Origin of the sequence: Streptomyces luomodiensis, assembly GCF_031679605.1 — a bacterium.
Classification (GTDB): Bacteria; Actinomycetota; Actinomycetes; order Streptomycetales; family Streptomycetaceae; genus Streptomyces; species Streptomyces luomodiensis.
Genome location: NZ_CP117522.1, coordinates 8,168,490 through 8,183,155, shown reverse-complemented (window position 1 = coordinate 8,183,155; position 14,666 = coordinate 8,168,490). Strand labels below are relative to the sequence as shown.

Below are 14,666 nucleotides of genomic sequence, written 5' to 3'. Positions count from 1 at the left end.
CCTACCTCGGGATGCCCTCCTTCCCGCGGGCGGCCGACGCCTCGACCCGCAACACCCAGCTGCGCGCCAACCTCCGCCACGCCACCCACACCATCCGCGCCAAGCGCGCCACGGCGGTGGCGGAACTGGACGACTGGTCGCGGCTGCGCGCCGCGGGCGCGGCCATCAAGGACCGTACGCTGCGCCATCTGGACCACTACCTGGAGCGGCTGGAGAGCGCGGTCACGGCGGCCGGCGGCCACGTCCACTGGGCGGCGGACGCGGAGGAGGCGAACCGCATCGTCACCGAGCTGGTCCAGGCCACGGGCGAGCGCGAGGTGGTCAAGGTCAAGTCGATGGCCACCCAGGAGATCGGCCTGAACAGCGCCCTCGCCACCGCCGGGATCACGGCGTACGAGACCGACCTGGCCGAGCTGATCGTGCAGCTCGGCGACGACCTCCCGTCGCACATCCTGGTTCCGGCGATCCACCGCAACCGGGGCGAGATCCGCGACATCTTCGCCGAGCGGATGGCCCAGTGGGGCCGCCCGGCGCCGGAGGGGCTGACCGACGCGCCCGCCGATCTGGCGGAGGCCGCGCGGCTGCACCTCCGCGAGAAGTTCCTGAACGCCAAGGTGGGGATCTCCGGCGCCAACTTCATGGTCGCGGAGACCGGCACGCTGGTGGTCGTGGAATCCGAGGGCAACGGCCGGATGTGCCTGACCCTCCCCGAGACGCTGATCTCCGTCGTCGGCATCGAGAAGGTGGTGCCCACCTTCCAGGACCTGGAGGTCTTCCTCCAGCTGCTGCCCCGCTCCTCGACCGCCGAGCGGATGAACCCGTACACCTCCACCTGGACCGGCACCACCGACGAGGACGGGCCGCGCGCCTTCCATCTGGTGCTCCTGGACAACGGCCGCACCGACACGCTCGCCGACACCGTGGGCCGGCAGGCGCTGCGCTGCATCCGCTGCTCGGCGTGTCTCAACGTGTGCCCGGTGTACGAGCGGGCGGGCGGCCATGCCTACGGGTCGGCGTACCCGGGGCCGATCGGCGCGATCCTCACTCCCCAGCTGCGCGGCACCGGCAGCGAGGTGGACGCCTCGCTGCCGTACGCGTCCTCCCTGTGCGGGGCGTGCTACGAGGTGTGCCCGGTGGCCATCGACATCCCGGAGGTCCTGGTCCACCTCCGTGAGCGCGTGGTCGAGGGCGGCCCCGCCTCGGTCCGCGGCACCCGCACCGTCATCAAGCCGGCCAAGGGCCACGCCGCCGAGCGCGCCGCGATGCGCGCCGCCCGCTGGACCCTGGACCACCCCCGGGTGCTGCGCACCGGCCAGCGCCTGGCCTCCCGCACCCGCCGTTTCCACCCGCGCCGGCTGCCCGGTCCGGGACGGGCGTGGAGCGATACGCGGGAACTGCCGAGGGTGCCGGAGGAGTCGTTCCGCGACTGGTGGCAACGGACCCGGGGCGAGAGCCGCACGGAGGGAAGGAAGACCACATGAGCCCGCAAGCCCCAGGCTCCCGGGACTCCGGGCCACAGGGCCGGCCCCAGCACTCCGGGCCGCAGGGTCCCGCTCCCCGGAGTCTCGGCTCCCGCGCCCTGGTCATGGCCCGCGTCCGCCGTGCCCTGACCGATGTGCCGCGCGCCGAGACACCCGACGAGGTGCCGGTCGAGCGCGCCTACCACCGGGTGCACGGTGACCGGACCGCCGCCGAGAGCGTGGACCTCCTCGCGGAGCACCTGGCCGACTACCGCGCCATCGTCCACCGCGTCGACGCCCCGTCCCTCCCGGCCCTGATCGCCCGTCTCCTCGCCGACCGCGGCGCCACCGGCGTGGCCGTACCCCCCGGCCTCCCCGCCTCCTGGCTGTCCGCCGTGCCCGATTCGGTGCGCCGGGTTCCGGACACGGCGGAGCTGACCCCGCATGATCTGGACGCGGTCTCCAGCGTGGTGACGGCGTGCGCGGTGGCCGTGGCCGAGACCGGCACCGTGGTCCTGGACGCCGCCCCCGACCAGGGACGACGCCGTATCACCTTGGTCCCCGACCACCACGTCTGCGTCATCCGGGTGCCCGACCAGGTCGTGGACTCCGTTCCCCAGGCCCTGGAACGCCTCGATCCCACCCGCCCGTTGACCTGGATCTCGGGCCCGTCCGCGACCAGCGACATCGAACTGGACCGCGTCGAGGGCGTCCACGGCCCCCGCACCCTCGAGGTGATCCTCACAGGACCGGAAACCGCTGGTCGGAGCTGATGGGTCAGCGGGAGGCATGCCCCGGCCGGGGCGGGGCATATGCCATGGGGACAGGGAGGGGAACACCCGCGCGGTGGATGCGGCGTTCCTCACATACCGGCGGTAACACCGCAGTTGGGCGGTTTAAGCCGGTGCTGATGTCGGTAGGGGCCCTTACTCTTATGGCATGCGTCCGACTCCTCCTCATCAACCCGCCTTACTGACCACCTCCACCACCGACCAGGCCAACGAGGCGATACGCGTCTTTCTGCGGGCCCGGGGCGGCCGTGCGCTGCGGCCTTCGGAGCGTGCCGAGTACAGCCGGTTGCTGAGGGTCTACACCCGGGCGTTGCGCGGCGAGATGGAGCAGGCCGCCTGAGCCACACGAGCCGGCCACACGTGAAAAGCGGGGGCACGCCATGCAGGTGCTGCGGGTGCTGGGGAAGGTCGCCTTCGGGGCGGCGACGGCGGGGCTCCTGGGGATCGCCGGCTACGGCGGGTACAACCTGTACCGGGGCGTGACCGGCGGCGACACCACGGGCTTGCGCGACGGCCCGGTGACCGCGGAGGAGGCCCGGCAGACGGCCCGGGAGTTCCTCGACGCCTGGGCGGACGGCAATGACATGCTGGCCGCGGGCTACACCAACAACGCCGAGGCGGCCCTGGGCGCGCTGAGCCGCTATCGCGACGACGCCCATGTGAAGAGGGTGACGCTCACCCCGGGCGCGGAGCACGGCACCACGGTGTCGTTCACCGTGAAGGCCGAGGTGGTCTTCGACAAGGCCACTTCCCGCTGGACCTACACGTCGCGGCTGACCGTGGTGCGCGGCCGGACCACCAAGAAACCGCTGGTCGACTGGGAGCCCTCGGTCCTCCACCCCCGGCTCGGGGCCACCGACACGCTGCGGACGGATCTGGCGGACAATCCGCCGGTCCGGGTGCTGGACCGGGACGGCAAGGAGCTGCCGCAGGGCCGTTATCCCTCGCTCGACCCGGTGCTGACCGCGCTGCGGTCGAGATACGGGACGGCCGTGGGCGGCGCGGCGCGGGTGGAGGTGTCGGTGGTCAAGGCCGACGGGACCACCGGGGCGACGCTTCACGTGGTGGCGAAGGGCAAGCCCGGCACCCTGCGCACCACCCTCGACGCCGCGGTCCAAAAGAGCGCGGAGGAGGCCGTGGCCACGCGCGACGGCGCCTCCGTGGTGGCGCTCAAGCCCAGCACCGGGGAGATCCTGGCGGTGGCCAACTCCGACCGGACCGAGTTCAACGCCGCGTTGCAGGGGCAGACCGCGCCGGGCTCGACGTTCAAGATAGTCACCGCGGCCACCCTGCTGGAGGCCGGCAAGGTCACTCCGGGCCTCCCGGTGCCCTGCCCCAGGACGGCGTCGTACGCGCAGGGCATGCCGTTCCACAACGTCGAGAACGGCGAGCTGCCCGGCGCCACCTTCGCGCAGGACTTCGCGGCCTCCTGCAACACCGCGTTCGTCTCGCTCGCCGGAGCCGTACCCGATGGCGCGGTGGCCGAGGAGGCGCGGTCCGTGTTCGGGATCGGGCTGGACTGGCGGGTGGGGATCACCACGTTCGACGGTGCGGTGCCGAGCGGGGGCGGCGACGACAAGGCCGCCGCCATGATCGGCCAGGGCACGGTCCAGATGAACCCGCTCACCATGGCGTCGGTCGCCGCCACCGCCCGGACGGGCACCTTCAAGCAGCCCGTCCTGGTGCCGCCTTCCGTGGACCACCGGGAGATCGCCACCAGCGACCGCGGCCTGGGCCCGGCCACCGTGGCGCAGTTGAAGGCCATGATGCGGCTGACCGCGACCAGCGGCACCGCCGCTTCGGCGATGTCCGGGCTCACCGGGGACATCGGGGCCAAGACGGGCTCGGCCGAGATCGACGGCCAGGCCGAGACCAACGCCTGGTTCACCGCCTACCGCGACGATGTGGCGGCCGCCGCCGTGGTCACCGCCGGCGGCCACGGCGGGGATGCCGCCGGGCCGGTCGTCCGCGCGGTGCTCGAAACCGGCTGAGCCTCGACCCACCCGCAGGGGTCAACTCTTCAGCCGCTCCCGCAGCTCCTCCACGTCCCGGAGGAACCAGGTCTGCCGCCCCCGATCGCACTCGCGGACGAAGTCCCGCAGCGCCGAACTGGCCTCCGTATGCCGGGAGATGTCACCGAGCACCACCAGCCCCAGACCGTATTGGACGAACTTCTGGATGATGTCGCCGGCCACGCGTGTGCTCAGCCGGAAGAACGCCTCGTCGAACCGTCCGGCCGGGACGACGACCCACTGGGCACCCTGGTACCCGGCGTTGCCGATGAGATCCAGCGCGTCGCGTTCACAGCCGATGAGTTCGCCCTCGGGGGCACACATCAGGACAGGGACGTCGTGGATCGTCTGGAGGTCGCTCATGACGGTCAGGCTAATGCCACCTCCGGTGGCGGTCGACGGCATAACGCGACCCGCGTCAGGGGACCCGCCCGCACCCCGGGTCCTCCCATGACCCCTGGTCATCGCGGCGCCCGCTGGGGCAGGGTGTGGCACAGACCGGTACCAAGGGCTGACCGAGGAGAACGATGAGCTCCACGCAGCACACGCCACTGCCCTACTACGAGGACGTCTCCCCGGGCACGGGAGCGCTGCCGCCCCGTCCCTGGACCCCTTCCTCCGACGCCGTGCGGCTGAGCCTGAACGGGACGTGGTCCTTCCGGCTGTCGCCGACCGCCACCGCCGAGGACGACTCCTTCGCCCGCCCCGGATACGACGCCCGCGGCTGGGACGAGATCCCGGTGCCCGGCCACTGGGTGCTGCACGGCCACGGGGCGCCGATCTACACCAATGTGCGCTACCCCTTCCCGGTGGACCCGCCGCGCGTCCCCACCGAGAACCCGACCGGCGACCATCTGCGCCGGTTCGACCTGCCCGGCGACTGGCCCGAGGGCGGGGACGCGGTGCTGCGCTTCGAGGGCGTCGAGTCCTGCGCCCGGGTCTGGCTCAACGGCGAGGAGCTGGGCACCTTCAAGGGCAGCCGGCTGCCGCACGAGTTCGCGGTCGGGGGCCTGCTCAAGCCGTCGGGCAACGTGCTGGCCGTACGGGTCCACCAGTGGTCCTCCGGAAGCTATCTGGAGGACCAGGACCAGTGGTGGCTGCCCGGCATCTTCCGTGAGGTGACGCTCGAGCACCGCCCCGAGGGCGCGCTCGCCGACTACTTCGTCCACGCCTCGTACGACCACACCACCGGCGAGGGCACGCTGCGGATCGACGCCGACCCCGGCGGCCGGGTCACCGTCCCCGAGCTGGGCCTGGACCTGGCCACCGGGGAGAGCGCCACCGTCCCCGTCGAGCCGTGGACGGCGGAGACGCCCCGGCTGTACGAGGCGCGGCTGACCACCGCGGGCGAGAGCGTCTCGCTGCGGGTGGGCTTCCGCACCGTGGTGGTCGAGGACGGGCTGCTCAAGGTCAACGGCCGCAGGGTGCTCTTCCGCGGCGTCAACCGGCACGAGTTCCACCCCGAGCACGGGCGGGCGGTGGACCTGGCGACCATGCGCCGCGACCTGGTGCTGATGAAGCAGCACAACATCAACGCCGTGCGCACCAGCCACTATCCGCCGCATCCGGCCTTCCTCGGGCTCTGCGACGAGCTGGGGCTGTGGGTCATCGACGAATGCGATCTGGAGACCCACGGCTTCGTCGAGCTGGGCTGGCGGAACAACCCGGTGGACGACGACCGCTGGACCCCCGCGCTGCTCGACCGGGCCGCCCGCATGGTCGAGCGCGACAAGAACCATCCGGCCGTGGTGATGTGGTCGCTGGGCAACGAGTGCGGGACCGGGCGCGGGCTGTCCGCCATGGCCGCCTGGGTGCGGGAGCGCGACCCGTCCCGACCGATCCACTACGAGGGCGATCCGTCCTGCGCCGACACGGACGTCTACTCCCGGATGTACGCACCGCACGAGGAGGTCGACCGGATCGGCCGGCGCACCGAGGCGCCGTGGGCCGATGCGGAGCTGGACGCCAAGCGCCGGGCGCTGCCGTTCATCCTGTGCGAGTACGCCCACGCCATGGGCAACGGGCCGGGCGGACTGAGCGAGTACCAGCGGCTGTTTGAGAACCATGAGCGGTGCCAGGGCGGTTTCGTCTGGGAGTGGATCGACCACGGCTTCACCCGGCGCGCCCCCGACGGCCGCTTCTACCACGTCTACGGCGGGGACTTCGGCGAGGAGCTGCACGACGGGAACTTCGTATGCGACGGGCTGCTCTTCCCCGACCGCACCCCCTCCCCCGGACTGGTCGAGTACAAGAAGGTCATCGAGCCGGTGCGGATCGAGGGCGACGGGGCCGACGGCACGGTCCGGATCACCAACGGCCACGACTTCGCCGATCTGTCCCATCTCACCTTCTCCTGGACCTATGAGGCGGAGGGCGAGGCGATCGGCTCGGGCGAGCTCGCGGTGCCACCCCTGGGCCCCGGCGAATCCGCCGATCTGAAGCTTCCGGCGCCGCCCGGCGCCGAGGCGGGGGCGGAGACCCGGTGGACCGTCGAGGCGCGGCTCGCGGCCGCGACGGCGTGGGCCGAGGCGGGCCACCCGGTGGCCTGGGCCCAGCTCCCCGCCGTCGCCCCCGGCACCGGCCGGTTGCGCGCCCTCGCCTCGGGGGAGGCGCCGCGCCGCGACGGCGACCGGATCGTACTCGGCCCCGGGGTCTTCGACGCGGCCACCGGCGCCCTGACGGCCCTCGGCGGCCTGCCGGTCACCGAACCGCCCCGGCTGGACATCTGGCGCGCGCCCACCGACAACGACAACGGCGCGTCCTGGCAGCCGGACGAGCGCTGGGGAGTGACATGGCGCCGGCTCGGACTGCACCGGATGCGGCACCGCGTCGACGCGGTGGAGACGACGCCGGACGGTGCGCTGACCGTCCGTACCCGGGTCGCGCCCGCCGCCGTCGACCTCGCCCTGGAGACCGTCTACCGCTGGACCGCCGACGGGCCGGGACGGCTGAGCCTGGCGGTCTCCGTCACCCCGCTGGGCGAGTGGACCTGCCCGCTGCCGCGCCTGGGCCTGCGGCTGGGGCTCCCGGCCGCGCTGGGCGCCGCCGAGTGGTTCGGCGGCGGCCCCGGCGAGGCGTACCCGGACACCCGCGCCGCCGCGCGGATCGGCCGGTGGGCGCTGTCGGTCGACGCGCTCCAGACGCCGTACGTCCGTCCGCAGGAGAACGGCGCCCGCGCCGATGTCCGCTGGGTGCGGCTGACCGCGCCCGATGGGTCGGGGGTACGGATCGAGGGCGAGCCGGCCTTCTGGTTCACCGCACGCCGCTGGACCACCGAGCAGCTCGACGCGGCCGAGCACACACCGGATCTGGAGGCGTCGAACGAGACGGTGTGGGTGAACCTCGACCACGGACAGCAGGGCATCGGCAGCCAGTCCTGCGGACCGGGCGTACTGGACGAGCACCGTCTGGACGCGGCACCCGCCGCGTTCTCGTTCACCTTCCAGCGGTTGAGCTGACGGTTCGACGGTCCGGGGCCGGTCTTGGCGACCGGCCCCGGGCCGGGTGCCTGCCCAGCTGAGCCGGCCCGACCCGGCCTTATCCGCTCCTGCGGCGCAGGGCCGCGAGCGCCCGGTCCGCGTGCACGCTCATCCGGAACTCGCTCTTGACGATCTCCAGCACCGTGCGATCGGTGTCGATCACAAAGGTGACCCGCTTGGTCGGCACCGCCGCGATCCCGCGCTTCGCCCCGAACCGTTCCCGTACCGTCCCCTCCGGATCCGAGAGCAGCGGATAGCCGAAGGAGTACGCCTGGGCGAACTCCGCCTGCTTCGCCACCGCATCGGCGCTGACCCCGACCGGCTGGGCGCCCAGCTCCCGGAACTCGGCCGCGATGTCCCGGAAGTGGCACGCCTCCTTGGTGCAGCCGGGGGTAAAGGCCGCCGGATAGAAGAAGAGCACCACCGGGCCGTCCGCCAGCAGCCCGGTGAGCGAACGGGCGGTGCCGGTCTCGTCCGGCAGTTGGAAGTCCTCGACCACATCACCGATGTCCATGGCGGCACGCTACCCGCCCCCGGCAGGTGGCCGCCCAGGGAATGCCACGCGAGGCCGAGCGGCGGCGCACGGACGACCGAGCGCCGATGTGGAGGCCCCGCTCACGGCACCCGTGGCGGGCCTCCACATCGGCTGCCGCCGTCAGCTGCCGCCCGTCACCTTGACGTAGTCGACGACCAGCTGCTGCGGGAAGGTGGTGCTGCCGTCCGGGTCGCCGGGCCAGTAACCGCCGACGGCCAGGTTGAGGATGATGTAGAAGGGGTGGTCGAACGCCCAGCGGTTGCCGTTCAGGTCGGCGGGGGTGCGGGTCTGGTAGACATTGCCGTCGACGGACCACGTGATCTTCTCGGACGACCAGTCGATCGCGAAGGTGTGGAAGTCGTCGGAGAACTTGGCGCCGTTCGGCAGGGTGTAGCCGGCACCGATGCCGCCCGAGCCGGAGTAGCCGGGGCCGTGGATGGTGCCGTGGACGGTGCTGGGCTCGAAGCCCACGTTCTCCATGATGTCTATCTCACCGCAGTTGGGCCAGCCCGCGCTGCCGATGTCGTTGCCGAGCATCCAGAAGGCGGGCCACATGCCCTGGCCCTGGGGCAGCTTCATCCGGGCCTCGACATGGCCGGAGGCGGTGGTGAAGGTCTGGGCGGTGTTGAGGCGGGCGGAGGTGTACTCACACCGGCCGTACCAGCAGTTGTAGTCGGCCGGGTTCTCCTTGCGGGCGGTGATGACGAGGTTGCCGTTGCCGTCCAGCGCCGCGTTCTTGGTGCCGTCCGTGTAGTACTGCCGTTCGTGGTTGTTGACGTTGTCGCCGGTCTCGTAGCCCCACTTGGAGGCGTCGACCGCGCTGCCCGCCGGGCCGTCGAAGTTGTCGGTGAACTCGGCGGCGGCGGTGGTCTGCGGGGTCGCCGTGGCCGGGGTGGTGAACCAGGGGGTGGCGGCGAGCGCGGTCGCCGACAGCAGACCGATCACGGTATTGCGCAGGGTCCTACTCATGGAACGGTGGTGCCTTCCTGTGTGGGGGATGGAACCGGCGGTGCCGGTCCGTGGGGGGAAGGTGTGCGTCCGGCGGCTACGGGCCGTGGCCCGCTGCGCTACGGCAGGCGTACGGACCGGAGGCGTGCGCATCAGCGCCCGTCGAGAACTGGGCTTCCTGCGCCTGGGCCGTCATCGGTCACCTCCGGGGAGACACAATGTCCAGCGCTGTTCGAGGCATGTCAATAGGTCTGGACCTGCTTGCCTCAAAGAGTTCGATGCGGCTTCCGGCCCAACTCCCCCTGAACCGACAGAAGTCGAACCCTCAGGACACTACGGCGTCGGCCTCTGTTCGACGGGGCCGAGGCGGAGCCGAGGACCCCGGGGCCGACACCGACGACCGGCCCGGGGGCCCTGGGCCCTGGACGTACAGCGGGCGAATGAGGTCGCGCGCTTCACCTCTTGAACGGTCAATTGACGGAACGCAAACGGCCGAACGGCAGAACGACCTAACGGCGGAACGGCCGAACGGCGGCTTCGGCGGTCTCCGTTACGCCGACTACGCCGACCCCGGGCCCTCGAACAGCGCGAGCAGATCCTCCCGCCCGAACATCCGCGCCGTCTCGACGGCCGAGGGCGATCCGGCCCGGGGGTCGGCACCCTTGGCCAGCAGCACCCTCAGCACCTCCTCCTCGCCCTTGAACGCGGCTCCGGCGATGGGGGTCTGGCCCCGCTCGTTGACCCGATTGGGGTCGGCGCCGCGCTCCAGCAGTGCCGACACCGTCGCGGGATGGCCGTAGTAGGCCGCGAGCATGAGCAGGGAATCGCCCTTGTCGTTGGTGAGGTTGGCCGGGACACCCGCGTCCACGTAGGCGGCGAGCGTATCGGTGTCCCCGTGCCGGGCCAGGTCGAAGACCTTGGCGGCCAGTTGCAGCACCTCCGGGTCGTGGGCGGGCTCGCTCTCGGGGTTCGATTCGGTCATGGCGTGTCGCCTCCGGCTTCGCTACCTGAGTATGTGATCACCACCCTAAGGAGGGGCGGCCGACCGGCCCCGGGAGGGCGACCGGTTCACGGTGCCACACACCCATGGTGATGATTACACCGATAATCCACCCAATTGCACCTTTCGCCCGGTGGATACATGCTGTGATCCTGGAACACCTCATGGTGACTGACCGTCCCCCACCAGCCAGGAGACCGTGATGATCCTCTCCATTTCCGGCGTCGTCCTGCTCGGCATCATCGTCTTCATCTTCTTCCGCAAGGACGGCCTGAAGGCGTCGCACGCCGTCATCTGCGCCCTCTTCGGCTTCTATCTCGCGTCCACCGCGATCGCGCCGAGCATCAAAGCGGGCGGTGCGAGCCTCGCCAGCCTCCTGGGCGGGATCAAGATCTGACGTGGTCCGGAGACCGCTCCCCCGCCCCCGCCTCGGCCTTCGCCCCCGCCTCGGCAGCGCCGCGGGCAGTCCGCTCGTCCCGCTCATGCGCGGGCGCGCGTTCGCCCGCACCACGGCCGATGGCGTGGCCGATGTGCTCCACCCGCTGGTCGCGCTCTCCCGGGGCGCGCGCGTGCTCGCCGCCGCCGGGCGGCGCAGATGGGCGGAACTGCCCGGCGACCGCCGCGGCCCGGTGTTCTTCCTGGTGGCCGCCTGCGGCTTCGTCCTCTTCCTGCTGCCGTACGGGCCGCTGGCGGCGGCGATCAGCCTGATCGGCGCGGCGGGCTGGGCCGGGCGCGGGGGCGCCACCGCCGCACCGGGACCGCCCGGCGCGGACGGCACCGAGCGGCTGCGCATGCTCTACGAGGCGCTGGTGCCGTACTTCTCCGCCGCCGAGGACCCCAGCCCGCTCTACCGCCACGGCGGCGACTGGTCCACGGTGTTCGACTCCTTCGCCTTCGACGAGGGCGGCCGGATCACCCGATTGCACCTGCGCTACCCCGCGTACTTCACCGACGGCGACCCCGCCGCCCGGACCCGGATCGAGCAACTGCTGTACGCGAAGTCGGGACGCGGTCGCGAGTACCTGTTCGAGTGGGACGAGGAGGCCAACGGTCTCACCCTGACCGTGCTGCCCGCCCTGTCCACCGCGATCCACGCCCAGCGCTTCGTCACCGCGCCCGGCGAGACCGTGCTGGGCTTCACCGACGCCTCGTCGGTGCAGCGGACACTTCCGGTGCTGACGGCCCCGGAGACGGGCGAGGAAGACGCGGAAGACGCGGAGGACGCGGGGGGCACGGGCGGCACAGGGGGTGCGGGGAGGCTCAGGAAGGCGGCGGGGAGCGAGCCGGAGACGCAGGACGTACCGCCGGTGGTCTGGCGCACCGGCCCGCGGTCGACCGAACCCCATCTCCTCGCGCTCGGCCAGCCGGGGAGCGGCACCACGACCCTGCTGCGGTCCATCGCGCTCCAGGCGCTGCCCCACGGCGAGGTGCTGGTGGTGGACGGCAGCGGCACCGGCGAGTACGCGTGTCTGAGCGGTCGTACGGGGGTGCTGGCGGTGGAGTGCGGGCTGGCCGGGACGCTGACGGCGCTGGAGTGGGCGGGGCACGAGACCGAGCGCCGGCTGATCGCCGCCAACCGCGCCCGCCAGCTGGGCCATCCGCCGCCGGAGGACATCCAGCGCCCGCTGTGGGTCCTGCTGGACCGGCCGTCGGTGCTGAGCCATCTCGCGGCGGCCGACGGCCGCACCGATCCACAGGAACTGCTGGCCGTGCCGCTGCGGCACGGCCGGGCGGCGAACGTACGGGTCGTGGTGGCCGATCAGCTGGACACCGCCGAGAGGCTGAGCGAGACCGTGCGGAGCAACACCCGGGCCCGAGTGGTCCTCGGCCCGGCCTCGCCGGAGCAGCTCACGGCCGCCCTCGGGGCGCCGCCGCACACCACACCGACGCCCGAGGTCCCCCCGGGCCGCGGCTACGCCCGCCTCGGCACGGGCCCGGTCCACCGCCTCCAGGTACCGGCCACGCCCGACCCGTACGACGAGGCAGCCGGCGAAGCCGAGCGACAGGCCGTCCTCCGCCTGCTCCCCACCCAAAACCCAACACCACCCCCGCCCCCGACCGGGTGAACCCTGCCGGGACCGCCCCGCCACGCGATGAGCCGGGCGATGAGCCGGGCGATGACCCGTCGGGCAGCCCACCGGATCACGTCCCGCCAGGGCCCACCACACCCCCACCCCCGCACCCGGCCGGGTGACGCCCCTCCGGGCGATGACCCGCTGGGCGGCCCGCCGGTTCACGTCCCGGCCGGGCACGCCCCACCAGAACCCGCGGCACCCCCGACCCCGGCACCGGCACCGGCACCGGCCGATTGGCGCCACGCCGAGGGACGCCCCACCGGAGGCGTCCCACAAAGGGCGCCCCACCGGGCGATGACCCGCTGGGCGGCCCGCCGGTTCACGTCCCGCCAGGATCCACGACACCCCCACCCCCGCACCCGGCCGGGTGACGCCCCGCGCAAGGACGCCCCACCGGAGGCGTCCCACAAAGGGGCGCCCCGCCGGGCGACGACCCGCTGGGCGGCCCACCGGATCACGTCCCGCCAGGGCCCACCACACCCCCACCCCCGCACCCGGCCGGGTGACGCCCCTCCGGGCGATGACCCGCTGGGCGGCCCGCCGGTTCACGTCCCGGCCGGGCACGCCCCACCAGGACCCGCGGCACCCCCACCCCCGACACCAGCCGGGTGGTGCCACGCCAGGGGACGCGCCGGGGTGACACCCCCGGCGCGCGATGACCGCCGGGCGATGACCCGTCGGGCAGCCCACCGGATCACGTCCCGCCAGGGCCCACCACACCCCCACCCCCGCACCCGGCCGGGTGACGCCCCACCGGAGGGGCGTCACCCGGCCGGGCACGTACCGCCGGAACGTGTCCCGGCCGGTCAGGCCACGTACGTGCGGGGCGTTTCGGCCTCGATCGTGGCGCCCGTGGCCACCAGGTCGGCGGCTGCGGCCAGCCGGGTGGCGGCCTTCTCGGCGACCGCTCCGCCGACGGTGAACGGAAGCCGTACGTATCCCTCGAACGCGCCGTCCACCCCGAAGCGGGGCCCCGACGGCACCCGGACCCCCAGCCGGACGCCGGCGTCCGCGATGCGCGAGCCGGAGAGGCCGCCGGTGCGGGCCCAGAGGGTGAGCCCGCCGTGCGGGACGGTGAACTCCCAGTCGGGCAGATGGCGCCGGAGGGCGGCGACGAGCGCGTCCCGGTTGTCGCGCGCCAGTGCCCGGCGGACCTCGACGGCCTCCTCCCAGCCTCCGGTGCTCAGCAGCCAGGCGACGGCGAGCTGTTCGATGACGGGGGTGCCCAGGTCCGCGTAGGCGCGGGCGGCGACCAGGCTGCGGATGACGTCGGGCGCGGCGCGCACCCAGCCGATGCGCATCCCCGCCCAGAAGGACTTGCTCGCCGAGCCGACGGTGATCACGGTGCTGCCCGCCGGGTCGAAGGCGCAGACGGGCCGGGGCTGCCCGGCGTCGTCGTCCAGGCGCAGTTCGGCCATGGTCTCGTCGGCGACCAGGATCGTTCCGGCGGAGCGGGCGGCGTCCACGAGCTGCCGGCGCTGCTCCTCGGTGGCGAGGGCGCCGGTGGGGTTGTGGAAGTCGGCGATGACGTAGGCGAGCCGGGGTGCGGCGGCGCTGAGGACCTGGCGCCAGGACGGGATGTCCCAGCCCGCGAGCCGGTCGCCCATGGCGACGGGGACGAGCCGGGCGCCCGCCTCCCGCATCAGCTGGAGGATGTTGGCGTAACTGGGCGATTCGACGGCGACCCGCTCGCCGGGCCGGACCATCAGCCGGCAGGCGGCGGCGACCGCCCCCATGGCGCCGGTGGTGACCATGATCTGCTCGGGCATGGTCGGGATGCCACGGGCGGTGTAGCGGTCGGCGAGCGCCTGGCGCAGGGCGGGCAGCCCGGCGGGGTAGTCGCCGTGGGTGTGGGCGTAGGGCGGCAGCTCCTCGAGGGCGCCGTGCATCGCGCGGGTGAGCCAGGGTTCGGGGGCGGGCAGAGCGGCACAGCCGAGGTCGATGACGGAGGCCGCGGCCTCGGGCGGGAGCGGGTCGAGCCCCCGCGTGGGCAGCGGGCTTCCGGCGGGCATGGCGGTCCAGCTCCCGGCGCCGCGCCGGGACTCGAGGAACCCCTCGCCACGCAGCGCCTCATAGGCGGCGGCGACGGTGGTGCGGCTGACCGCGAGCGCCGCGGCGAGTTCGCGCTCGGCGGGGAGCCGGGCCGCGACCGGAACCCGGCCCTCCAGGACGAGCAGCCGTACGCCGTCGGCGAGGGCACGGTAGGCGGGGACGCGGCGGCCCCCGGTCAGGGCGGCCGCGGCCCCGGCGGCCACGCCGTCACGGGTGTGCTGTGACCCGAGCAGCCGGGCCAGTTGCGGTGCCCCGACCGCAGAGGTCCATGGACTCATCGGACACGGTCCACCTTTCACATATTGGCCATGGAA

At 73.1% G+C, this 14,666-nt stretch carries 12 protein-coding genes; 7 read left to right on the top strand and 5 right to left on the bottom strand.

Annotated features, from left to right (window positions below; translation table 11 throughout):
* Positions 1–11: 11 nt before the first annotated feature.
* From PS467_RS34665 to PS467_RS34650, 4 genes are all read left to right on the top strand, one after another.
* Positions 12–1,481, top strand: coding sequence for a lactate utilization protein B (locus PS467_RS34665; protein ID WP_311040051.1), 1,470 nt, complete (start codon positions 12–14; stop codon positions 1,479–1,481).
* 104 nt (positions 1,482–1,585) lie between these two features.
* Positions 1,586–2,233 (top strand): LutC/YkgG family protein, encoded by a 648-nt coding sequence (locus PS467_RS34660; RefSeq protein WP_311040050.1) that lies wholly within the window; start codon positions 1,586–1,588, stop codon positions 2,231–2,233.
* Positions 2,234–2,399: 166 nt separating this feature from the next.
* Positions 2,400–2,591 carry a hypothetical protein gene (locus PS467_RS34655; RefSeq protein ID WP_268975634.1) on the top strand — a complete coding sequence of 64 codons (192 nt, stop codon included), beginning with the start codon at positions 2,400–2,402 and terminating at the stop codon, positions 2,589–2,591.
* A gap of 40 nt (positions 2,592–2,631) precedes the next feature.
* Positions 2,632–4,242 (top strand): penicillin-binding transpeptidase domain-containing protein, encoded by a 1,611-nt coding sequence (locus PS467_RS34650; RefSeq protein WP_311038514.1) that lies wholly within the window; start codon positions 2,632–2,634, stop codon positions 4,240–4,242.
* Positions 4,243–4,263: 21 nt separating this feature from the next.
* Here PS467_RS34650 and PS467_RS34645 read toward each other — a convergent pair whose 3' ends face one another.
* Positions 4,264–4,626: a DUF4180 domain-containing protein gene (locus PS467_RS34645; RefSeq protein WP_311038513.1), complete on the bottom strand. Its 363-nt coding sequence runs from the start codon at positions 4,624–4,626 to the stop codon at positions 4,264–4,266.
* A 164-nt stretch (positions 4,627–4,790) separates the two neighbouring features.
* Between PS467_RS34645 and PS467_RS34640 the strand changes: the two genes are divergently transcribed.
* Positions 4,791–7,721 (top strand): glycoside hydrolase family 2 TIM barrel-domain containing protein, encoded by a 2,931-nt coding sequence (locus PS467_RS34640; RefSeq protein WP_311038512.1) that lies wholly within the window; start codon positions 4,791–4,793, stop codon positions 7,719–7,721.
* A 79-nt stretch (positions 7,722–7,800) separates the two neighbouring features.
* Here the strand turns inward: PS467_RS34640 and PS467_RS34635 are convergent, their stop codons facing one another.
* The 3 genes from PS467_RS34635 to PS467_RS34625 form a co-directional block, all read right to left on the bottom strand.
* Positions 7,801–8,256, bottom strand: coding sequence for a peroxiredoxin (locus PS467_RS34635; RefSeq protein WP_311038511.1), 456 nt, complete (start codon positions 8,254–8,256; stop codon positions 7,801–7,803).
* Positions 8,257–8,397: 141 nt separating this feature from the next.
* The gene (locus PS467_RS34630; protein ID WP_311038510.1) at positions 8,398–9,246 is read right to left on the bottom strand and encodes a glycoside hydrolase family 16 protein; all 849 of its coding nucleotides are present in this window, start codon (positions 9,244–9,246) and stop codon (positions 8,398–8,400) included.
* A gap of 538 nt (positions 9,247–9,784) precedes the next feature.
* Positions 9,785–10,207: an ankyrin repeat domain-containing protein gene (locus PS467_RS34625; RefSeq protein WP_268975628.1), complete on the bottom strand. Its 423-nt coding sequence runs from the start codon at positions 10,205–10,207 to the stop codon at positions 9,785–9,787.
* A 220-nt stretch (positions 10,208–10,427) separates the two neighbouring features.
* Here PS467_RS34625 and PS467_RS34620 point away from each other — a divergent pair, with 220 nt between their 5' ends.
* A complete protein-coding gene (locus PS467_RS34620; protein ID WP_268975627.1) occupies positions 10,428–10,622 on the top strand; it encodes a hypothetical protein in 195 nt (64 codons plus the stop codon).
* 85 nt (positions 10,623–10,707) lie between these two features.
* Positions 10,708–12,291: a P-loop NTPase family protein gene (locus PS467_RS34615; protein WP_311038509.1), complete on the top strand. Its 1,584-nt coding sequence runs from the start codon at positions 10,708–10,710 to the stop codon at positions 12,289–12,291.
* 815 nt (positions 12,292–13,106) lie between these two features.
* On the opposite strand, the gene PS467_RS34610 is transcribed toward PS467_RS34615, so the two are convergent.
* Positions 13,107–14,630 carry an SCO1417 family PLP biosynthesis transcription factor gene (locus PS467_RS34610; protein WP_311038508.1) on the bottom strand — a complete coding sequence of 508 codons (1,524 nt, stop codon included), beginning with the start codon at positions 14,628–14,630 and terminating at the stop codon, positions 13,107–13,109.
* Positions 14,631–14,666: the final 36 nt, after the last annotated feature.